This window comes from Nonomuraea bangladeshensis, assembly GCF_039529455.1.
Lineage (GTDB): Bacteria > Actinomycetota > Actinomycetes > Streptosporangiales > Streptosporangiaceae > Nonomuraea > Nonomuraea bangladeshensis.
In genome coordinates, this window is sequence record NZ_BAAAMV010000002.1 from 492,720 (window position 1) to 513,106 (window position 20,387).

Below are 20,387 nucleotides of genomic sequence, written 5' to 3' on the forward strand. Positions count from 1 at the left end.
GAGTGAGCAGGTGACGGAGGGCGCGCGCACGGCCGGCCGGCCTTCCCTGGCGCGGGCGCCCGTCGGGGTGCTGCTCGGCACGGTCACGGGCGTCGCCGGGCTGGCGCTGATCTGCCTGGGCTGGCCCGCGTTCCTCGTCCCCGCCGCCCGTCCCGCCGCCGGGCGGGTCGTCGCGCGGCTGGCGGCGCTCGAACGCGCGCGGCTCGCCCGCTGGTACGGCCACGAGAGCGCGGGGGAGGGCGGCCTCGGATTCGTCGCCGCGCGGGCCCTGGTCGGCGCGCTCGCCGGGTACGCCTGCTTCAACGCGCTGTTCCTCGCCGTCCTGCTGCTGCTCGGCGGGCTGTGGGACCTCGTGCTCGGCGGTTCGGAGCCGGTGCCGGTCACCCTGCCCGGCGTACGCGTCGTGACCAGCAGCGGCGCGCTCGGCCTGACCGCCGGGCTGGCCGCGCTCACCCTGACCGCCCTGCTGACCCTGGCCGCCGCCGCGCTCGACCGGGCCGTCGCGGCCCGCTTCCTCGGCCCCGACCGCCAGGAACGGCTGCGCCGGCGGGTGGCCGAGCTGACCGCGTCGCGTACGGGCATCGTCAGAGCGGTGGACGACGAGCGCCGCCGCATCGAGCGGGACCTGCACGACGGCGTCCAGCAGCGCGGCGTCGCCCTCGCCATGCTCCTCGGCCGCGTCCGCCACCAGATCGCCTCGGACGGGGCCGGCCGGGCTCGTGTCGCCGAGCTGATCGACCAGGCCTACACCGAGTCGCGCCGGCTCCTCGACGAGCTGCGCGGCGTGGCCTGGCGCATCTACCCGACGGCACTGGACGAGCTGGGGCTGCGGGCCGCGCTCGACGGCGCCGCCGAGCGGGCCGGCGTGCCGGTCACCGTCCACTACGGGCTGGCCGGGCGGCCGGTCTCCGAGGTCGAGACCGCGCTGTACTTCGTGGCCCGCGAGGCGATCACCAACGCGGTCAAGCACGCCGCAGCCCATGACATCCTGGTGGTGCTGAGCGAGGACGAGCGGACGGTGAGCGTGGCCATCTCTGACGACGGCAGGGGCGGCGCCGACCCGGCGGGCGGCGGGCTGTCCGGTCTGGCCCGGCGGGTGCGGGCCCTCGACGGCGAGCTGAGCGTGCACAGCCCGCCCGGCGGCCCGACGAGGATCACCGCCACGCTGCCCAAGGCGCCCCCGTGCGGCTGATCCTGGCCGACGACTCCGTGCTGCTGCGCGAAGGGCTGACCCGGCTGCTCGACGAGGCCGGCCACGAGGTGCTCACCGCCGTCGCCGACGCGCCCGCGCTGCTCGACGCCGTCGAGCGGCACCGTCCCGACGTGGCCGTGATCGACGTGCGCATGCCGCCCACCCACCGCGACGAGGGGCTGCGGGCCGCCCTGGAGATCCGCGAGCGCCACCCGGAGATCGGCGTGCTCGTCCTGTCCCAGTACGTCGAGCAGCACTCCGCCGCCCGGCTCCTCGCCGGCTCCACCGAAGGGCTCGGCTACCTGCTGAAGGACAGGGTCTCCGAGGTGGCCGAGTTCCTCGACGCGCTGGAGCGGGTCCGGGCCGGCGGGACGGCTCTCGACCCGGAGGTCGTACGCAGCCTCCTGGCCCGCGCCACCCGCGCCGACCCGCTGAGCCGGCTCAGCCCGCGCGAGGCCGAGGTGCTGCGCCACCTCGCCCAGGGCCTGACCAACGCCGCCGTCGCCGAGCGCCTGCACGTGTCGCTCAGCACCGTCGAGAAGCACGTCAACGCCGTCATGGACAAGCTCGACCTGCCCCGCGACCCCGGCTACAGCCGCCGGGTGCTCGCCGTCCTGCGCTACCTCGGCGCCTGAGGAGCGCTTGTAACATCCGGTGCCGCCCGGCGAAACACGCCTCTCCTACCCTCCGCCGCATGGCGGGCTACAGAGAGGCGATGGCATGGGCTGGCGCTTGAAGGTCTCGCACGTGACGCACGTGGAGTACGACGGCGAGGCGCACTCCTCCTACAACGAGGTCAGGATGACCCCGGCGCACAACGTGCTCTCCAGCCGGGTCACCGTGACCCCGTCCGTCCCCGTCTTCACCTACGAGGACTACTGGGGGACGAAGGTGACCTCGTTCGACGTGATGGAGCCGCACACGTCGCTGACGGTCGAGGCCGTCAGCAGGGTCGAGACGGGCCGGCCGCCCCGGCGCGTGGCGGCCGGTTACGACCCGTCGCTGAAGGAGCTGCTGCGCTCGACCCCGATGACCGCGGTCGGCCCCGAGCTGGAGGAGCTGGCCAGGGTCCAGGCGCTCGGACGCGACCCGCACGCGACGGCCGGGGCGATCTGCGAGATGGTGACGGCACGGGTGGCGTGCCTGCCGGGCGCGGGCGGCGCGCGTACCTCGGCGCAGGAGGCGTGGGACCTCGGCAAGGGCGCCTGCCAGGACCTGGCGCACCTGACGGCGGGCCTGCTGCGCGCGGCCGGACTGCCCGCCCGCTACGTCTCCGGCTACCTGCACCCGCGGCCCGCCGCCGAGGTCGGCGAGCCGGTGGACGGGCAGAGCCACGCCTGGGTGGAATACTGGGCCGGGCAGTGGCTGCCGCTCGACCCGGCCGGCCGCGGCCACGTCGGCGAGGCGCACGTCGTGGTCGCCCGCGGCCGTGACTACTCCGACGTGCCGCCGCTCAAGGGCGTCCACCGGGGCCCGGCCGGCAGCCGCCAGGAGATCACGGTGACCCTCACCCGGCTCGCCCCCGCCTGACTGCGCACCGCCTCAACGTCTTCTCAACACCGCTCCCCGCATGCTGGCCCCAGCCCCGCCGGGGAGCGGGGGAGCGGCGTCGAGGAGGCCACCATGACCGGCAGGATCGCGAACGAATCGGCGAACGGGACCGCCTGCGGGCTCGCGGCGGAGGTGCGGCGCTGCCTGGCCGAGTGGTCGCGGCGGACGGGGATCGCCGTCGAGACGTGGGCCCTGCCGGCGGGCGACGTCCCGCCGCGGGCCGCCCGCGCCGTGCCGGCCGCGCTCCGTGAGGCCCTGACGCTGGCCGGACGTGAGACGGCGGCGGTCTCGCTCGTGTCGGTCGCGGTGACCAGTGGCGACCGCGGCCTGCGCATGACGGTCAGCGACAACGGCGCGGGCCTGCCCGTGGACGAGCGTGGGCCGGAGGTCACGGCCATGCGGGCCGCCTTCGCCGCCGCGGGCGGCACGATCTCGGTGCGCGCGGTGCCCGGCGAGGGCACGACCGTCACCGGCGTGCTGCCTCTGCGGCGACCCGGCGGCCGCCGTCCGTGAGCGCCGGAGCGCGGCCGCTGGTGAGGACGACGGCGAGGCGGCGAGCAGGAGCCAGGCCGTGGTCAGCGCGATGAGCCACGGCCAGCCCGCGCGCCCGTACACCACGCTGCCCACGGTGCCGCCCGCGCCGCTGCCCAGGTAGTAGCAGAGGGTGTAGAGCCCGGCGGCCCGCCCCCGGGTGCGGGGCGACGCCTGCGCGGTCACCCAGGCGTTGGCGATGGCGTGCGCCGCGAAGAACCCGGCCGTCAGCACGGCGAACCCCAGGGCGATCACGGGCAGCGCCGGGTGCAGGGTCAGCGCCGACCCCGCGACGGTGACGAGCAGCGCGGTCACCAGCGCCGCCGTCCGCCCGAAGCGCCCCGCCAGCCGCCCGGCCGCCGCCGACGACACGGTGCCCATCGCGTACGACAGGAACACGAGGGACGCCGCGGCCGGGGCGAGCGACAGCGGCGGCGCCGCCAGCCGGAACCCGGCCGCGTTGTAGAGCGCCACGAACGCCCCCATGGCCAGCGCCCCCACCGCACAGGGCACCCACACCCCGACCCCAAGCGCCCCCCGAGCCCCGCCCGCAGCATCCTCCTGCCGGGCGCCCGCGCCCGCGCTCGCGCCCGCGCCCGCGCCCGCGCCCGCGCTCGTGCTCGTGCTCGTGCTCGCGCCCGCGCCCGTGCTCGCGCCTGCACGCGCGCCCGTGCTCGCGTTTGTGCCCGCGGCCGTGCTCGCGCCCTTGCCCACTCCCGTGTCCGCCCTCGGGAGGGTCAGGGCCGCGAACAGGGCGCAGGCCAGCGCCACCGCCGCCACCACGGCCAGGGACCCGTGCCAGCCCAGGGGAGCGGCGGCGAAACCGGTGCCGAGCCGGCCGAGCATGCCGCCCACCGAGTTCCCGGCGATCATCGCGCCTACCGCCGCCGCGAGCCGCTTCGTCCCCAGCGCGTCCGCCAGGTACGCCGCCGCCACCCCCGCGAACCCGGCGATCGCCACCCCCTGCACGGCCCGCATGCCGAGCAGCACGGGGAAGGTCGGCGCGAGCGGCAGCAGCAGCCCGAGCACGGCCGACACGAGCACCGACCACACGATCACCCGCCGCCGCCCGACCCGCTCGGCCAGCGCCGCGACCGGCAGCACCGCGACGGCGAGCGCCCCCGTGGCCACGCCGACGGCCAGCGACGCGCTCCCGGGGTCCAGCCGGAATCCCTCGGCGAGCTGCGGCAGCACCGGCTGCGGCGCGTAGAGCAGCGCGAACGACGACAGCCCGCCCGCCGCGACGGCCGCGCTGACCCGCCGCGTCCCGCCGGCCCCCGGCGTCTCGGCCGCGCCCGGCGTCCCGGCCGCGCCCGGCGTGCTGCCGCCGGGCGCGGCGTCGTTCCTGACCTGCTGCCGCTCGCGAAGAACCATGCCGTCAACGCTAAGCAAAGCTAATAAATGCGTCCAATACCGTAATGACCGATAATTCATACCGTGATGCATGAATCGCCCGACGCCGCCGACGACCGGCTCGCCGCCCACCTGGCGCCCGCGCTCGCCCTGCTCGCCGCCGTCGGCGAGACCGGCCACGTGACCCGCGCCGCCGAACAGCTCGGCATCCCGCAGCCCACCGCCAGCCGCCGCCTCGCCGCCCTGTCCGATCTGGTCGGCGCGCCGCTGCTGCTCCCGTCCGGCCGCGGCATCCGGCTGACCAGGGCGGGCCGTACGCTGGCCGCCGCCTCCGGCCGCGCGCTCGGTGCGCTCGCCACGGCCGCCCGCGAGGTGCGGGAGGAGATCGACCCGGCCAGCGGGCGCGTCGTCCTCGGCTTCCTGCACCTGCTCGGCCGCACGCTCGTGCCGTCGCTCATCCGGCGCTTCCGCGAGCGCAACCCCGGCGTGCGTTTCAGCCTGGCGCAGGGCTCGCGCCAGGACATGCTGCGCGCCCTCCGCGAGGGCGACATCGACCTGGTCTTCGTCGCCCCCATGCCGCTCGGCGACCCGGACCTCGCCGGACGGCCGCTCGCCGACCAGGAGCTGGTGCTGGCCGTACCCCCGGGCCACCGCCTCGCCGGGCGGGCGCGGGTGCGGGCGGCGGAGCTGGAGGGGGAGGAGCTGGTGACGCTGGAGCACGGGTACGGACTCCGCCAGATCACCGACGACCTGTGCGCGGCGGCCGGGTTCGAGCCCCGCATCGCCTTCGAGGGCCAGGAGTCGGAGACCGTCCGCGGCCTGGTGGCAGCGGGCCTCGGCGTGGCCGTCCTCCCCCGCACCGACCCCGGCCCGGCGGCACTCCCGCGCACCGGCCCTGGCCGGGCCGCGCCGTCACGGAGCGACCCAGGGCCCGCCGTCGCCGGGGTCGTGGAGGTTCCTCTGTCGCCGTCGTTGTTCCGGACGATCGGGGTGTGCTGGGTGGCGGGGGAGCGTCTGACCCCCGCCGCCCGCGCCTTCCGCGACCACGCCTGTGCCGCGCCCCTGGACCTCGGCCCGGGGTTCCGCCCGCCCACCGTCCCGGGCACGGCAGACTGACCCCATGACGCATGACACCTCGGCGATCACCCATGACTCGCACGACGGGGACGCGGGCGTGCCGGGCTCGCTGGCGAGGGTGCTCGCCGACGTGACCGCCGAACGGGCCGCGCAGGACGCCAGGTTCGGCCTGCAGCAGCTGCCCGACGGCACCGGCGGCGCAGACGCGGCCGCCCGCGCCGCCGCGGCCTGCGACGAGACGGACGCCGCGGACCGCGCCGGCACGCTCACCTGGCGGCACATCCTGGCCGAGGAGGTGCTGGAGGCGTTCGCCGAGACCGATCCCGACCGGCTGCGCGCCGAGCTGGTCCAGGTCGCGGCCGTCGCCGTCAAGTGGATGCAGGCCCTCGACCGCCGCCCGTGACGGGAGCGGGCCTCAGAACGCCTCGCGCAGCTCCCGCTTCAGCACCTTGCCCGAGGCGTTCTTCGGCAGCGCCGCCACGAACGTCACCCGCTTCGGCGTCTTGAACGGCGCCAGCCGCTCCCGCAGGAACGCGACCAGCTCCTCCTCGGTGACCGAGGCCCCGTCGCGCACCACCACGGCGGCGGTCACCGCCTCGATCCACCGCTCGTCCGGCACCCCGAACACGGCCGCCTCCGCCACCGCCGGATGCTGGTAGATGGCCTCCTCGACCTCGCGGCTCGCCACGTTCTCGCCGCCGGTCTTGATCATGTCCTTCTTGCGGTCCACCACGGACAGGTAGCCGTCGGCGTCCATGACGCCGAGGTCGCCGCTGTGGAACCAGCCGCCGCGGAACGCCTCGGCGGTCTTGTCCGGGTCGTTCCAGTAGCCGAGCATGGCGTGCGGGCTGCGGTGCACGATCTCGCCCACCACGCCGGGCGGCACCGGCCGGTCCTCGTCGTCGACGATCCTCGTCTCGACGTTCAGCGCGGGCCGGCCCGCCGAGCCGAGCCGGGTGAGCTGCTCGTCGGGGCCGAGGATGGTGGCGACCGGCGCCATCTCGGTCTGGCCGTAGAAGTTGAACAGCCGCACCTGGGGCAGCCGGGCCGCGATCTCCTTCAGCACCTCCACGGGCATGATGGAGGCGCCGTAGTAGCCCTTGCGCAGCGACGACAGGTCGCGCCGGTCGAAGTCGGGGTGGCGCAGCAGGCCGATCCAGACGGTCGGCGGGCAGAACAGCTTGGTCGCCCGCTCGGCCTCCACGGCGGCCAGGATCGCGCCGGGGTCGGCGCCGGGCAGCACGATGTTGGTGGCCCCGAGGTAGATGCCGGGCGTCAGGAAGCAGTGGAGCTGGGCGCAGTGGTAGAGCGGCAGGGCGTGCACCTCGACGTCGTCGTGGCGCATCTCGCCGTCCACGACGCAGGTGACGTACTGGGCGATGAGGCCTCGGCTGGACAGCGTCGCGCCCTTGGGCCGCGACTCGGTGCCGCTGGTGTACATGAGCTGGATCGGGTCGTCGTCGGCGATCTCGGCGGCCGGCTCGCCGTCGTCGTCGTGCGCGGCCCACTCGGCGAAGGGCTCCCACCCCGCGTACGAGCCGATCACCCCGCGCACCCGCACCCGCTCGCCCGCCGCCGCGGCGGCCACCGGGGCCAGCGCCTCCTCCACGAGCAGCCCGATCGCGCCGGAGTGCTCCAGGATGTAGCCGACCTCGTCGGACTTCAGCATGAAGTTGATCGGCACGGAGACGGCCCCCAGCCGGGCCAGCGCGAAGTACGCCATCACGAACGCGTCGTTGTTGTGGCTGAGCACGGCGAACCTGTCGCCCTTGCCGACGCCGCGCGCGGCCAGGGCGTTGGCCACCCGGTTCACGGCCCGGTCGAGGTCGGCGTAGCTGTGCCGCCGGTCGCCGTGCACGAGCGCGGTCTTGGCGGGGTGACGGGCGGCCGAGCGCCGCAGCAGGTCACCGATGGCATGCTGGCGAGTGGTCAAGGGGCACCCCTCAATGAGCAGAACGATGTTCGGTGATCCTAACCCCGCGACACCGTGAACGGCGCGAGCTCGCCCAGCCCCCGCACCGACAGCCGGTTGACCTCCCGCAGCCGGAAGGCCCGGTCGCCCTCCAGCTCCTCGGCCATCTCGGGCCCGGCCAGGATCGTTCCAGGGAGCGCCAGCGCGGTCAGCCGGCTGGCCAGGTTGACCGTGGTGCCGAACACGTCGCCCATCCGCCAGATCACCGGCCCGGTGGCGAGGCCCACCCGCAGCTCCGGCATGCCCTTGGCGCGCGGGTGCTCCACCAGCCGCAGCGCGATCTCGGCCACCACGTGCGCCTTGTCGGCCACGAACAGCACCGAGTCGCCGAGCGTCTTGACCACCCGCCCGCCGCCGGAGGTGACGATGTCGGCCGAGGTTCCCTCGAACCTGTCGATCAGCCGGGCCAGCTCGCTGCCGGTGATCTGCCGGCTCAGCCGGGTGAAGGCCACCAGGTCGGCGAAGCCCACCGACAGCCGTACCGCGCTCATGTCCTGCTCGGCGATGCGGCCGGCGGCCGCCGCGAGCTGCCGCTGCCAGGCGTAGACCAGCAGCCGCGCGAGCTCGGGCACCACCTTCTCGGCCCGCCGCCGCCAGGCCCGCGGCCGGTCGGCGAGCGGCACCCCGGCCTGGTCCAGCTCCTCCACGCCCAGCTCGGCCTGCGACTCGGCGAGGCGGGCCGTGGCCCGGCCGAGCGAGCGGGCCATCAGCAGCACGTGCTCCTCGTCGTAGAGGCCGGAGCTGACCATGCCGATCATGGTCTTCAGCGCCTCGACGTCGGAGTCGGTGAACTCGACGGCGTCGTCGGCCACGTTCGCGAAGCCGAGGGCGCGCCAGAACCGCCGCGCGCGATAGACCGGAACCCCCGCCATCTCGGCGACCTGGTGGCTGGTGTATCGGCGCGGCTCGCGCAGAAACGCCTCAATCAGCCCGTCCCCATCCACGCGCCCCACGGGGGAAACATAACACCCTGTGGGGCAAATCACTCCAGAAGCGCCCTTAGGGCGGCGCGTTCCTCGGCCGGGAGGTGGCCCGCGTAGTAGTCGTACATCGACTGCCGGGTCAGCCGGGCGGCCAGCGGGCCGTCGCCGGCGCGCAGGGCGGCGATGACGTCCTCGTGGTGGGCGACGCCGCGGCGCATCAGCGCCTCCCGGTCCGGCGCCCGCGCGAGCCGGTCCTCGACGAGGCCGGCCATGACGGCGCGGACCACGTCCGTGCAGACCTGGATGAGCTTGTTGCCGCCGGCCCGCGCCACCGCGTCGTGGAAGGCGGCGTCGGCCGCGCCGAAAGCGGCGGCATCGGCCGCGTCGGCCGCCTTCATGTCGTCCACCGCCGCCGCCATCTCCGCCAGATGCTCCTCGGTGCGCAGGCGCGCGGCGAGCAGCACCGCCGTCGCGTCCAGCACCATCCGGAACTGCACCAGCTCGCCCAGCGACAGCTCCGACACCCGGGCCAGCGTGGTCATCGACTTCTTCAGCACGACGGGCGAGAACGGCAGCACCTCCGCGCCGTTGGGGTCGCCGGGGCGCGAGCGGACCAGGCCGCGCGCCTGCAGCACCCGCAGCGCCTCGCGCACCGTGGAGCGGCCGACCGAGAACTGCACCATCAGCTCCCGCTCGCTCGGCAGCCGCTCGCCCGGGGTCAGCGCCCCGCTCTCCACGGCCTCCTCGATCTGCTCCACGACCCGCTCGTACGCCCGCACGGCGCGCACCGGCTCGAACCGCGGACCACCCATGGACGCCCCCTTGACCCGAACCGCCGCACACTGGCAGTGTGCGTAGCCTACTGGTCAGACCAGTGCACTAGCCAGGAGGCGGCAAGACATGAGGCGCATCGGGATCTGGATCGCCGTGGGCGGTCTCCTGCTGGGCACCGCCGCGTGCGGCGGCGGCTCCGGAGACGGCCCGGGCTCCGGGGGCACGCCCAAGGCCGCGTCGCTGTCGGTCGGCGCCGTCGCCGAGCCCGCGAACCTGGACTTCACCTCCACCGAAGGCGCCGCGATCCCGCAGGCGCTGCTCGTCAACGTGTACGAGGGCCTGGTCAAGCTCGACCAGAACGGCAAGATCGTCCCTCTGCTGGCCGAGAAGTGGGACGTCTCCAGTGACCGCAGGACCTACACCTTCACCCTGCGCCCGGGCGTGAAGTTCAGCAGCGGCGCCCCGTTCACCGCCGACGACGTGGTCTTCTCCCTCGACCGGGTCAGGACCGACTGGAAGCTCAAGATCAAGGCCCAGCTCGACGTCGTCGACAAGGTCGAGAAGAAGGACGACACGACCGCCGTCGTCACGCTCAAGCGCCCCAGCAACGGCTTCCTGTACGCGATGGCGACCAGGCTCGGCGCGATGTTCAGCCGTACCGGCGTCGCCGACCTGCCCAACAAGCCCGTCGGCACCGGCCCGTACGTGCTCGGCGCCTGGCGGCGCGGCGACTCCATCCGGCTCGACGCCAACCCCGCATACTGGGGGACGAAGCCGGCCCTGTCGTCGGTCACGCTGAAGTACTTCAAGGACGCCACGGCGATGAACAACGCGCTGCTCACCGGCGGCATCGACGTCATCTCCAGCGTCCAGGCCCCCGAGTCGCTGCAGCAGTTCGCCGACCCCGGCCGCTTCCAGGTCATCGAGGGCACCGCCAACGGCGAGGTCGTGCTGTCGATGAACAACGGCCGCCCGCCCTTCGACGACAAGAGCGTGCGCCAGGCCGTCCGGCACGCCATCGACCACAAGGCGCTGCTCGACACCGCCTGGGCCGGGCGCGGCCAGCTCATCGGCTCGATGACGCCGCCCACCGACCCCTGGTACGAGGACCGCACCGGCGACTACCCCTACGACCCGGCCAAGGCCAGGCAACTGCTCGGCGGCAAGACCTACACCGTCAAGATGCGCATCCCCAACCTGCCGTACGCAGTGGCGAGCGCCCAGGTCGTCAAGTCGCAGCTCGCGCAGGTGGGCATCACGGCCGACATCGAGCCGCTGGAGTTCCCCGCCCGCTGGCTCGACCAGGTGTTCACCAAGGGCGACTACGACCTGTCGATCATCAACCATGTCGAACCCCGCGACATGGGCATCTTCGCCGACAAGTCCTACTACTTCCGCTACGACAACCCCGAGTTCGGCAAGCTCCTCGCCGCCGCCGACGAGGGCACCGAGCAGGAGCAGACCGACGCGCTCAAGCAGGCCGCCAAGCTGCTGTCCGACGACGCCGCCGCCGACTGGCTCTTCCTGTTCCCCAACCTGATCGTGGCCAAGAAGGGCGTCACCGGCCTGCCGCAGAACGCCATCGCCGAGTCCTTCGACTTCACCGCGCTCGCCAAGCAGTGACCCCCGCATGACCCTCTACCTGGTCAAACGCCTGGCGGTGCTGGTGGCGAGCACCGCCGTGGCGGGGGCCGTCGTCTTCGCCTTCATGGCGCTGCTGCCCGGCGACCCGGCCGAGATCGCCCTCGGCGTCAACGCCACCCCGGAGGCCGTCGCCGAGCTGCGCGCGCGGTTCGGCACCGACCGGCCCCCGGTGACGCAGTTCCTCGACTGGTTCGGCGGCCTCGCCCAGGGCGACTTCGGCGTCTCCTACGTCACCAGCGCCCCCATCGGCCCGCAGATCTCCGACCGGCTCGGCGTCACCGCCGTGCTCGTGCTCGGCGGCATGGCCGTCGCGCTGGCCGTCGCGGTGCCGCTCGGCACGTACGCGGCCGTCCACCACCGCGACCCGCTCGGCGCGGCCGTCAGCGCGCTCAGCCAGGTCGGCATCGCCGTCCCCGCGTTCCTCGCCGGCATCCTGCTGGTGTTCGTCTTCGCCGTGCAGGCCCAGGCGCTGCCCTCCGGCGGCTACGTCCCGCTCGCCGAGGACCCGGGGGAGTGGCTGCGGAGCCTGCTGCTGCCGTGGCTGTCGCTCGGCCTGGTGCAGGGCGCCGTACTGACCCGGTACGTGCGCAGCGCCGTCCTCGACGTGCTGCGCGAGGACTACCTGCGCACCGCCCGCGCCAAGGGCCGTGGCCGCACCGGCGCGCTGTGGCGGCACGGCCTGCGCAACGCCTCCGTCCCCGTCGTCACCGTGCTCGGGCTGCAACTGGCCACGCTGCTCATCGGCGCGGTCGTGGTCGAGCGGGTCTTCGTCATCCCCGGGCTCGGCGACCTGCTGCTCAACGGCGTCGCCGGGCGCGACCTGCTGCTCGTCCAGGGCGTGGTGATGGTGCTGGTGGCGGCCGTGCTGCTGATCAACTTCGTGGTGGACGTCGCCTACCACCTGCTCGACCCGAGGCTGCGATGAAGACGGCTGCGATGAAAAGGGCCGCGACGAGAGGGCTGCCATGAGAGGCCGGCTCAACGTGGGGCTCGTCGCCGGCGGCGCGCTCGTCGCCGTCGTGGTGCTGACCGCGCTGGTGTCGTTCGTGTGGACGCCGTACGACCCCACCCTCGTCGACGCCGCGGCCAAGCTGCACGAGCCCGGCGGCGGCCACCTCCTCGGCGCCGACAAGTTCGGCCGCGACACGCTCAGCCAGCTCATGGTCGGCGCCCGCACCACCCTCTACGTCGGCGTCGTCGCCGTCGGCATCGCCGCGCTGCTCGGCACCCCGCTCGGCGTGCTCGCCGGGATGACGCCGCGCGGCTGGCTGTCGGAGCTGGTCATGCGGGTCAACGACCTCGTCTTCGCCTTCCCCGCGCTGCTGCTGGCCGTCATGCTCGGCGCGGTGTACGGGGCCGGGACGCTCACCGCGATGATCGCCATCGGGGTGGCCACGGTGCCCGCCTTCGCCCGGGTGGCCCGCGCCGCCACGCTCCAGGTCATGGTCACCGACTACGTGCTCGCCGCCCGCGCCGCAGGCCGCCGCGCCGGCGCCGTCGCACTGCGGCATGTGCTGCCGAACATCTCCTCCGTGCTCATCGTCCAGGCGTCGGTGTCGTTCGCCATCGCCATCCTGGCCGAGGCGGCGCTGTCGTTCCTCGGCTTCGGCACCCGCCCGCCCACCCCCTCCTGGGGACGGATGCTCCAGGAGTCGCAGGAGCTGCTGTTCTCCACCCCGCGCCTCGCGCTGTGGCCCGGCCTGGCCATCGCGCTCGCCGTGCTCGGCTTCAACCTGCTCGGCGACGGCCTGCGCGACTTCCTCGACCCCAAGCTGAGGAGGATCCGTGCTGACGGTTGACGGGCTCGGCGTACGGGCCGGCGACACCGAGCTCGTGCGCGAGGTGTCGTTCGCGATCGGGCCGGGCGAGCGGGTCGGGTTGATCGGCGAGTCCGGCTCCGGCAAGTCGCTGACCGCGCTGTCGCTCATGGGCCTGCTGCCCGAGGGCGTCACCGCCACCGGGCGGGCCACGCTCGCCGGACACGACCTGATCGGCGTGCCGGAGAGCCGCCTCAAGCGGCTGCGCGGCCGGGACCTGTCGATGGTCTTCCAGGAGCCCATGACCGCGCTCAACCCGCTCATGCGGGTGGGCGCCCAGGTCGCCGAGGTCATGACCCTGCACGGCCGGGGCCGCCGCGAGGCCCGCGCCCGCGCCGTCGAGCTGCTCGAACGGGTGCGGCTGCCCGAGCCCGCGCAGCTCGCCCGCGCCTACCCCCACCAGCTCTCCGGCGGGCAGCGCCAGCGCGTCATGCTCGCCATCGCCCTCGCCAACGAGCCCGCGCTGCTGATCTGCGACGAGCCCACCACCGCGCTCGACGTCACCGTGCAGAAGCGGATGCTCGACCTCATCGCCGAGGTCGCGCCCGCGCTGCTGTTCATCACCCACGACCTCGCCGTGGTCGCCGCCGTCTGCGAGCGGGTCCTCGTCATGTACGGCGGCCGCGTCGTCGAGTCCGGCCCCATCCGCGAGGTGTTCACCCGGCCCCGCCACCGCTACACCGAAGGGCTGCTGGCCGCCTCCCGGCTCACCCCGCGCGGCACCCGCCTGCCCACCATCAGCGGCAGCGTCCCCGCGGCCGGGCACTTCCCCGACGGCTGCGTGTTCAGGAACCGCTGCCCGCACGCCGACGCGCTCTGCGAGACGGTCCCCGCGCTGACAGGAGAAGGCCATGCCCACGCATGCCGGCACCCCCCGGGCTGACCGTCCCGGCGAGCCCCTGATCGAGGCCCGCGGGCTGAGCCGCGTCTACCGCCGCCCCCGCACCTCGCTGCTGCGGCCGGGCGCCGCCGTCCACGCCTTGCGCGACGTCTCGCTGACCGTGGCCAAGGGCGAACGGTACGGCATCGTCGGCGAGTCAGGCTCCGGCAAGTCCACCCTGCTGCGCCTGCTGTGCGCCCTCGACCGGCCCACCGCCGGCACCATCGCCTTCGACGGCCGGCCGGTCACCGGCCGGCCCGAGCGCGACCTGCGCTTCCTGCGGGAGAACCTGCAGATCGTCTTCCAGGACCCGATGAGCTCGCTCGACCCCCGGATGCGGGTGCGCGACCTCGTCGCCGAGCCGCTCGTCGCCCTCGGCCTGCCCGTCGGCGGGCGGGTCGCCGAGCTGCTGGACGCGGTCGGCCTGCCCGCCGGGGCCGCCGACCGCTACCCGCACCAGTTCTCCGGCGGGCAGCGCCAGCGCATCGCCATCGCCCGCGCCCTCGCGCCCCGCCCGAAGGCGCTGGTCGCCGACGAGCCCGTCAGCGCACTGGACGTGTCCGTACGCGGGCAGATACTCAACCTGCTGGCCGACCTCGTCGACGAGCTCGGGCTGACGCTCGTGTTCGTCTCGCACGACCTGTCCGTGGTGCGCCACGTGTGCGAGACGGTCGCGGTCATGCACCGCGGCGAGATCGTCGAGAGCGGGCCGGTGGACGACGTGTGGGCCGCGCCGGCGCACCCCTACACGCGGGCGCTGCTGGAGGCCGTACCGACGCTGGAGGATCTGACGTGATCGAGGTGGATGCCGCCGGAGTGGTGGAGTTCACGCGGGAGCTGGTGCGCGTCCCCAGCACCAACGACCCGGGGCGGCGCGAGCGGGCCGCCGCCGAGCTGGTCGCCGAGCGGATGCGTTCGTGGGGCTGGGAGCCCGCCTGGTACGAGGTGGAGCCCGACCGGCCCAACGTGGTGGCCGTGGTCGAGGGCGGCGGCGGCGACGGGCCGACGCTGATGTTCGAGGGCCACACCGACGTCGTCACCGAGGGCGACCTGTCGGAGTGGACCGTCGACCCGTTCGGCGGCGAGCTGCGCGACGGCCGGCTGTGGGGGAGGGGCAGCGCCGACATGAAGTCCGGCCTGGCCGCCACCCTGTACGCCACCCGCGCCCTGCAGCTCGCCGGACCGTTCCCCGGCCGGATCAAGGTGTGCGCGCTGGCCGACGAGGAAGGGCTCATGATCGGCGCCCACCACTTCGTCGCCGAAGGGCTCGCCGCCGACGTGGACGGCGCCATCGTCGCCGAGCCCGAGGCCGGCGAGATCTGCGCCGTCGCCAAGGGCGCGCTGCGGCTGCGCGTGGACCTCACCGGCAAGATGGCGCACGGCGCGATGCCGCAGCACGGCCGCAACCCCATCGCCGCCGCGGGGCCGCTGCTCGTGGGGCTCGCCGAGCTGCAGGAGGAGCTGCAGCGCCGGCATCCGGCGCACGAGCATCTCGGCGAGGTGTACGTCACGCCGACGGTGCTGCGGGCCGGCTCGGACGAGCAGGTCAACGTCATCCCCGCCACCGCGTCCGTCTTCGTGGACGTGCGGACGGTGCCCGGCGTCGAGCACCAGGACGTCGCCGACCGGGTGGCCGCGCTCGCCGCCCGCGCCGCCCGCTCCGTCCGGTACGGGATCGCCGCCGAGGTGTCGGTGCTGGTGGACCGGCCGCCCGTGGACGTGCCCGTGACCGACCCGGTCGTGGCCGCGCTGGCCGCCGCCCACCGGACGGTCACGGGGGAGGAACCGGTGTACGGCGGGGTGCCCGGCTCGACCGACGGCACCGTGCTCACGCACTGGGGCGGCGTCCCGTCGGTCGTGTACGGGCCGGGCGGCAAGTGGATCGCCCACCAGGCCGACGAGTACGTGGAGGTCGAGGAGATCGTCCGCTGCACCCGCGTCTTCGCCGAGGCCGCCCGCCGCTTCCTCACGGGCGACCACTGACGCACTCGGCTCGCCCGGTCTTAGTTGGGACGGCCTCAGTCGGGGCGGTCTCAGTTGGGCGGGTCGAAACGGCCGTCCACGGCGGTCCAGCCGCCGTCCACGTACAGCACCGAGCCGGTGACGAAGCTGGCCGCGTCGCCGGCCAGGTAGACCACGGCCCCGGCGATCTCCTCCGCCGACGCCCACCGGCCGAGCGCGGACTTGGCGGCGTAGGCGGCGTACCAGTCGGGGTGGTCCTTGATCTGGCGGGTCAGCGGCGTCTCGACGACGCCGGGCGCGACGGCGTTGACGCGCACGCCGTACGGGCCGAACTCGGCGGCGGCCGTCCGCAGCAGCTGCACCAGGCCCGCCTTCGTGGCCGCGTACGCGCTCTGCCCCGGCTCGGTCACCGACGCGCGGATGGACGCGAACCCGATGATCGAGCCGCGCCGCCGCTCCACCATGCCCGCACCGAAGGCCCGTACGACGTCGAACGACCCCCGCAGGTTGAGCCCCACCACCCGGTCGAACTCCTCGCCGGTGTAGTCGAGCAGCCGCTTGCGCACGTTCGTGGCGGCGGTGAACACCAGCACGTCGGCCGGCTCCTCGGCGGCGGCCGACCGTACGGCGTCGGGGTCGAGCACGTCCAGCAGCCGAGCGGCGCCCCCGCAGGCGGCGGCGCTCTCCCGGGCGGCGTCCAGGTCGCGGTCCGCGCAGACGACGGACGCGCCGTGCGCGGCCAGCGCCAGCGCCGCCTCCCTGCCGATGCCGCTGCCCGCCCCGATCACCACGGCACGCCGCCCGTCCAGGCGGAACAGCCCCTCATATCCCATGAGGGCACCTTAACCACTGGTCTGACCAGTGCACCAGGTTGTCCAGCGGTCGGGTGCCGGAAACTGTCGGTGCCGCCCGGCAGGATGACCCGCATGCGACAGCCTGACTCCGCGGCGTTCTGGGACGCCGCCGCCGACACGTTCGACGACGAGGCGGACCACGGCCTGCGCGACCCCCGCGTCCGCGCCGCCTGGGCCGCCCGCCTGGCCGCCTGGCTGCCGCCGGGAGACGGGCGGCTCGACGCGCTCGACCTCGGGTGCGGCACGGGGTCGCTGTCGCTGCTGCTGGCCGAGGCGGGTCACCGCGTGACGGGCGTCGATCTCGCGCCGCGCATGGTGGAGCGGGCGCGGGCCAAACTCGCGGGCACCGGCGCCGTCGTGACGGTGGGCGACGCCGCCGCGCCCCCGGTGGGGGAGCGGCGCTTCGACGTGGTGCTGTCCCGTCACCTCGTCTGGGCCCTGCCCGGGCCGGAGGAGGCGCTGGCCCGCTGGGCGGGCCTGCTGCGCCCCGGCGGCCGGCTCGTCCTCGTCGAGGGCCGCTGGAGCACGGTGCCCCGGCGCGAGGGCACGCCCTGGGACGGCGGGATCGCGGCGGCCGACCTGGTGGCGGCGCTGCGACGGCTCCCCGTACCGCTGGCGGACGTCCACGTCGAGCCGCTCACCGACCCGCTGCTGTGGGGCAAGGAGATCACCGACGAGCGCTACACGGTGACGGCAACCCGAGCGAACGCGTAGAGGCGCGGCAGGGGAAGGCGGGTGGGGTGAGACGAGGTCGGGAGACGGGGCCGGGGTCGGGAGACGAGGTCGGGAGACGGGGTCGGGAGGCGGAGCCGGGGAGACGCGGTCAGGGGGCTGCGCGGTCGAGGGGCGGCAGGGTGCCGGTGTTCGGGGGGCTGCGCGGTCGGGGGCTGTGCGGTCGGGGGAGCGGCGCGGTTAAGGGGCGGCAGGGTGCCGGTGTTCCGGGGACGCGCGGTCAAGGGGCGGCGGGATGCCGGTGTTCGGGGCGTAGTTCGTACTCGACCTCGCCCTGCTCCGCGCCCTCGATCGGATCCGGCCAGTCCTCGAAGAACGTCCGCACGAGCCGCATCCCGCACTTCTCCATGACCCGCCGCGACCGCACGTTGACCGCCATCGTCTGCGCGAACACCCGCCGCGCCCCCAACTCGCCGAACGCCCTGTCGATGAGCGCCAGCGAGCCCTCCGTCGCGTACCCCTTCCCCCAGGCCGCGCGGTGCAGCCGGTAGCCCAGCTCGAGCTCGTCCGCCGGTCCGCCCTCGGGCGGGCGCAGGTGGAACCAGCCGATGAAGCCGCCCGACGCCTTCTCGACCGCCGCGAGGAAGCCGCCACGGACGAACCGCGGCAGGGTCTCCCCGAGGATCCGCTCGCGCGGCACCGGCTTGCCGCCGTTGAGGTGCCGCATGACCTCGGCATCGTTGTGCAGGGCGATCAGCTGCTCGCCGTCGGCGGCCGTGAAGGGCCGCAGGACCAGCCGCGAAGTCTCCAGAGGGGCGTCCACCGGCCACACGGTAGCGGCCGCCATGTCCGGTTCTCGACTGATTTAAGCGAGGGGCTGCCCGCCTTTCCTGTACGGCCGCGCTGGTGCACTGTGGGAGCAGGCACCCGCAGTCGTCCGAGCCCCTCGGGGAGGAACCGCTCATGCAGGCGAACGTCGGTGACATTCTGCTCGTGCACGGCAACGTCGTCGGCCAGGCCGACCGTAAGGCCGTGATCGTGGAGGTGCGCGGCCCCGACGGCGCGCCGCCCTACGTCGTACGCTTCGGCGACGGCCACACGCAGTTCGTCTATCCGGGCCCCGACGCGGTGGTCCTGCCGGGCGAGCCGTCCGGCTGACCCGGCAGCGGCCCGGCGAGTGAGCGCAGCGCCTGCGCGGCGTCGCGTCCCGACGCCGCCGCGACCTGCGTGCCCTCGGCGTCGCGGGCGATGGCGACGATCAGCCCGCCCACCGGGTCGAGGGCCAGCGTGACCGTGTGGCCGCCGGCGAGCAGCGCGTCGGCGTCCGGGCCGCGCGGCGTGGCGGGCGGCTCCAGCAGCTGGCGGGCCGCGACCAGCGCCGCGACGGGGGTGCGGCGGCGGACGAGGAGCACGGGCTCGTCGTCGTACGGGTCGGCCACCTGGCGGACGAGGTCGCCGAGCTTCGAGCGGGCCGTCGACAGCGGCACGACCGGCAGCCCGCTCAGCACGCCGGCCACCCGCGACAGCGGCACCAGCGCCGCCCATTCCCAGCGCTCGCGGGTGATCAGGGTGACCTGGCCGTTCTTGGCGGCGTCGACGAGCGAGCCCCAGCGGGCGCGCGCGTCCTCGACGGCGACCGGCGTGCCGAGGCGGGCCACGAGCTCCTCGTACGAGGGCCGCTTCAGGTTGATCATCGGTGAATCGTAAGGCTCCTTACAGAAGTTCGCCAGCCCGCGCCCGTGCTCAGGGGAGGGACCGGCCGATGCGGAGGCGGAGCCGGTCGCCGTGGCGGGCGGCCTCGCGTACGCTCCACAGCTGCTCGGCGACCACCGTCCCCTGGGACGTCATGTAGCCGCCCACCCGCAGCACCGGGCGTCCGGCGTCGTCGTGCAGGAGCTGCGCCCGCGCCTCGGTGTCGTCGCCGAAGACGACGAGGAAGTCGTCGGTGCCCGCGGGGGCGTCCAGGATGAGGTCCGGAGACAGGTGGGAGTGGGGGACCGCGATGACGTACTGGCTGGCGTATTCGCTCACGAGGAGAGCCCCTACCCACGCGGGCGCGGACAAGGCGTCTCACCAGCCGGGGGCGGGATACCGCTTTCCTGGCTTATGAGGTGAAATATCACCATCGTTCTGTCAGTTAGGGGAGCATCTGTGCCACTGTTCGATCTGCCGCTCGACGAGCTTCGCGACTACCGTCCCGACCGCGACGAGCCCGCCGACTTCGACGACTTCTGGGCCCGTACGCTGGCCGAGGCCGGGCAGCACGACCTGGCGGCCACCTACACCCCCTACGACCTGCCCCTCGCCGGCGTCGAGGTGTACGAGGTGTCGTTCGCGGGCTGGGGCGGCCACCGCATCAACGGCTGGTTCCTGCTGCCGCGCGGCGCCGAGGGCCCGGTGCCGTGCGTCATGCACTACATCGGCTACAGCGGCGGGCGCGGCTTCCCGAAGGACCACCTGCTGTGGCCCACGGCCGGGTACGCGGTGTTCGTCATGGAGACCCGCGGCCACGGCGGCGCCAACGTCGGCAGCCCCGGCACCACGCCCGACCCGCACGGCGGCGCGAACCCGCAGGCCCCCGGCATGATGACGCGGGGCATCCTCGACCCCGAGGACTACTACTACCGGCGGGTGTTCACCGACGCGGTCCGGGCCGTGGACGCCGCGCTGGAGCACCCGGCGGTGGACGGGAGCCGGATCGTCGTCTCCGGCGGCAGCCAGGGCGGCGGCATCGCGCAGGCCACGGCCGCGCTGCACCCGGCGGTCAAGGCGGCGCTGGTCGACGTGCCGTTCCTGACCCACTTCCGGCGGGCGGTCGAGATCACCGGAAAGGATCCGTACCAGGAGCTGGTCCGCTTCATGGCCACCCGCAGGGACAGCGCCGAGCAGGTCTTCCGGACCCTGGCGTACTTCGACGGGATGAACTTCGCGGCGCGGGGCCGGGTGCCCGCGCTCTACTCGGTGGCGCTGATGGACGACGTGTGCCCGCCGTCCACGGTCTTCGCCGCCTACAACCACTGGCAGGGGCCGAAGGAGATCGTCGTGTGGCCCTGGAACAACCACGAGGGCGGCGGCGGGTACCAGAGCGAGGAGCAGGTCCGCTACCTGCACAAGCTGCTGACCACCGGCTGAGCCGGCTCAGCGATGCGCGTGGGGTCGCCCCCGCCGGGCCGCGGCTCAAGGAG

Annotated in this window: 22 protein-coding genes and 1 pseudogene; 15 read left to right on the top strand and 8 right to left on the bottom strand. The window is 74.4% G+C overall.

Features of this window, described 5'->3' with window-relative positions; genetic code table 11:
* Positions 1 to 10 precede the first annotated feature (10 nt).
* From ABD292_RS06370 to ABD292_RS48900, 4 genes are all read left to right on the top strand, one after another.
* Positions 11 to 1,192, top strand: a complete 1,182-nt coding sequence (locus ABD292_RS06370; protein ID WP_344205958.1) for a sensor histidine kinase — start codon at positions 11 to 13, stop codon at positions 1,190 to 1,192.
* The gene (locus tag ABD292_RS06375; RefSeq protein WP_344205960.1) at positions 1,183 to 1,827 is read left to right on the top strand and encodes a response regulator; all 645 of its coding nucleotides are present in this window, start codon (positions 1,183 to 1,185) and stop codon (positions 1,825 to 1,827) included. Before ABD292_RS06370 ends, ABD292_RS06375 begins: the two co-directional genes overlap by 10 nt.
* Positions 1,828 to 1,912: 85 nt before the next feature.
* Positions 1,913 to 2,722 (top strand): transglutaminase family protein, encoded by an 810-nt coding sequence (locus tag ABD292_RS06380; RefSeq protein WP_344205962.1) that lies wholly within the window; start codon positions 1,913 to 1,915, stop codon positions 2,720 to 2,722.
* Between the two features lie 93 nt (positions 2,723 to 2,815).
* Positions 2,816 to 3,256: an ATP-binding protein gene (locus ABD292_RS48900; RefSeq protein WP_425565019.1), complete on the top strand. Its 441-nt coding sequence runs from the start codon at positions 2,816 to 2,818 to the stop codon at positions 3,254 to 3,256.
* 81 nt (positions 3,257 to 3,337) lie between these two features.
* Here ABD292_RS48900 and ABD292_RS06385 read toward each other — a convergent pair.
* Positions 3,338 to 4,720: pseudogene (locus ABD292_RS06385) on the bottom strand (MFS transporter); the annotation flags it as partial.
* On the opposite strand from ABD292_RS06385, the gene ABD292_RS06390 reads away from it, so the two are divergent.
* Together ABD292_RS06390 and ABD292_RS06395 are read left to right on the top strand one after the other, a co-directional pair.
* Positions 4,715 to 5,743 (top strand): LysR family transcriptional regulator, encoded by a 1,029-nt coding sequence (locus ABD292_RS06390; protein WP_344206439.1) that lies wholly within the window; start codon positions 4,715 to 4,717, stop codon positions 5,741 to 5,743. The pseudogene ABD292_RS06385 and the gene ABD292_RS06390 overlap by 6 nt on opposite strands.
* A 4-nt stretch (positions 5,744 to 5,747) precedes the next feature.
* On the top strand, positions 5,748 to 6,107 hold the full coding sequence (locus ABD292_RS06395) for a hypothetical protein (protein WP_344205964.1): 360 nt from the start codon (positions 5,748 to 5,750) through the stop codon (positions 6,105 to 6,107).
* A 12-nt stretch (positions 6,108 to 6,119) separates the two neighbouring features.
* Here ABD292_RS06395 and ABD292_RS06400 read toward each other — a convergent pair whose 3' ends face one another.
* From ABD292_RS06400 to ABD292_RS06410, 3 genes are read right to left on the bottom strand one after another with little or no spacing between them, the layout of a single operon-like run.
* The gene (locus ABD292_RS06400; protein WP_344205965.1) at positions 6,120 to 7,637 is read right to left on the bottom strand and encodes an acyl-CoA synthetase; all 1,518 of its coding nucleotides are present in this window, start codon (positions 7,635 to 7,637) and stop codon (positions 6,120 to 6,122) included.
* 38 nt (positions 7,638 to 7,675) lie between these two features.
* Positions 7,676 to 8,629 carry an adenylate/guanylate cyclase domain-containing protein gene (locus ABD292_RS06405; RefSeq protein ID WP_344205966.1) on the bottom strand — a complete coding sequence of 318 codons (954 nt, stop codon included), beginning with the start codon at positions 8,627 to 8,629 and terminating at the stop codon, positions 7,676 to 7,678.
* A 29-nt stretch (positions 8,630 to 8,658) separates the two neighbouring features.
* Positions 8,659 to 9,411, bottom strand: a complete 753-nt coding sequence (locus ABD292_RS06410) for a FadR/GntR family transcriptional regulator (RefSeq protein WP_344205967.1) — start codon at positions 9,409 to 9,411, stop codon at positions 8,659 to 8,661.
* Between the two features lie 88 nt (positions 9,412 to 9,499).
* On the opposite strand from ABD292_RS06410, the gene ABD292_RS06415 reads away from it, so the two are divergent.
* From ABD292_RS06415 to ABD292_RS06440, 6 genes are read left to right on the top strand one after another with little or no spacing between them, the layout of a single operon-like run.
* Positions 9,500 to 10,996: an ABC transporter substrate-binding protein gene (locus tag ABD292_RS06415; RefSeq protein WP_344205969.1), complete on the top strand. Its 1,497-nt coding sequence runs from the start codon at positions 9,500 to 9,502 to the stop codon at positions 10,994 to 10,996.
* A gap of 7 nt (positions 10,997 to 11,003) precedes the next feature.
* A complete protein-coding gene (locus ABD292_RS06420) occupies positions 11,004 to 11,942 on the top strand; it encodes an ABC transporter permease (protein WP_344205971.1) in 939 nt (312 codons plus the stop codon).
* A 40-nt stretch (positions 11,943 to 11,982) separates the two neighbouring features.
* Complete coding sequence (locus ABD292_RS06425) at positions 11,983 to 12,816, top strand: ABC transporter permease (RefSeq protein ID WP_344205973.1); 834 nt, start codon at positions 11,983 to 11,985, stop codon at positions 12,814 to 12,816.
* Complete coding sequence (locus tag ABD292_RS06430; RefSeq protein WP_344205975.1) at positions 12,803 to 13,717, top strand: ABC transporter ATP-binding protein; 915 nt, start codon at positions 12,803 to 12,805, stop codon at positions 13,715 to 13,717. Before ABD292_RS06425 ends, ABD292_RS06430 begins: the two co-directional genes overlap by 14 nt.
* Positions 13,686 to 14,510 carry an ATP-binding cassette domain-containing protein gene (locus ABD292_RS06435; RefSeq protein ID WP_344205977.1) on the top strand — a complete coding sequence of 275 codons (825 nt, stop codon included), beginning with the start codon at positions 13,686 to 13,688 and terminating at the stop codon, positions 14,508 to 14,510. The genes ABD292_RS06430 and ABD292_RS06435 overlap by 32 nt, the downstream gene beginning before the upstream one ends.
* On the top strand, positions 14,507 to 15,697 hold the full coding sequence (locus ABD292_RS06440) for a M20 family metallopeptidase (protein WP_344205979.1): 1,191 nt from the start codon (positions 14,507 to 14,509) through the stop codon (positions 15,695 to 15,697). The genes ABD292_RS06435 and ABD292_RS06440 overlap by 4 nt, the downstream gene beginning before the upstream one ends.
* Before the next feature lie 50 nt (positions 15,698 to 15,747).
* On the opposite strand, the gene ABD292_RS06445 is transcribed toward ABD292_RS06440, so the two are convergent.
* The gene (locus tag ABD292_RS06445) at positions 15,748 to 16,509 is read right to left on the bottom strand and encodes an SDR family NAD(P)-dependent oxidoreductase (RefSeq protein ID WP_344205980.1); all 762 of its coding nucleotides are present in this window, start codon (positions 16,507 to 16,509) and stop codon (positions 15,748 to 15,750) included.
* Between the two features lie 93 nt (positions 16,510 to 16,602).
* Between ABD292_RS06445 and ABD292_RS06450 the strand changes: the two genes are divergently transcribed.
* Entirely contained in the window at positions 16,603 to 17,244 is a 642-nt protein-coding gene (locus ABD292_RS06450; protein WP_344205982.1) for a class I SAM-dependent methyltransferase, read from the top strand.
* Between the two features lie 238 nt (positions 17,245 to 17,482).
* Here the strand turns inward: ABD292_RS06450 and ABD292_RS06455 are convergent, their stop codons facing one another.
* A complete protein-coding gene (locus tag ABD292_RS06455; RefSeq protein ID WP_344205984.1) occupies positions 17,483 to 18,025 on the bottom strand; it encodes a GNAT family N-acetyltransferase in 543 nt (180 codons plus the stop codon).
* Between the two features lie 140 nt (positions 18,026 to 18,165).
* On the opposite strand from ABD292_RS06455, the gene ABD292_RS06460 reads away from it, so the two are divergent.
* Positions 18,166 to 18,360, top strand: coding sequence for a DUF1918 domain-containing protein (locus ABD292_RS06460; RefSeq protein WP_344205985.1), 195 nt, complete (start codon positions 18,166 to 18,168; stop codon positions 18,358 to 18,360).
* On the opposite strand, the gene ABD292_RS06465 is transcribed toward ABD292_RS06460, so the two are convergent.
* Together ABD292_RS06465 and ABD292_RS06470 are read right to left on the bottom strand one after the other, a co-directional pair.
* A complete protein-coding gene (locus ABD292_RS06465; protein WP_344205986.1) occupies positions 18,312 to 18,896 on the bottom strand; it encodes a type II toxin-antitoxin system prevent-host-death family antitoxin in 585 nt (194 codons plus the stop codon). The two genes, ABD292_RS06460 and ABD292_RS06465, sit on opposite strands and share 49 nt — an antisense overlap.
* A gap of 49 nt (positions 18,897 to 18,945) precedes the next feature.
* Complete coding sequence (locus ABD292_RS06470; RefSeq protein WP_344205987.1) at positions 18,946 to 19,233, bottom strand: hypothetical protein; 288 nt, start codon at positions 19,231 to 19,233, stop codon at positions 18,946 to 18,948.
* A 120-nt stretch (positions 19,234 to 19,353) separates the two neighbouring features.
* Here ABD292_RS06470 and ABD292_RS06475 point away from each other — a divergent pair, with 120 nt between their 5' ends.
* Complete coding sequence (locus ABD292_RS06475; protein WP_344205989.1) at positions 19,354 to 20,334, top strand: acetylxylan esterase; 981 nt, start codon at positions 19,354 to 19,356, stop codon at positions 20,332 to 20,334.
* The last annotated feature ends 53 nt before the right edge of the window (positions 20,335 to 20,387 follow it).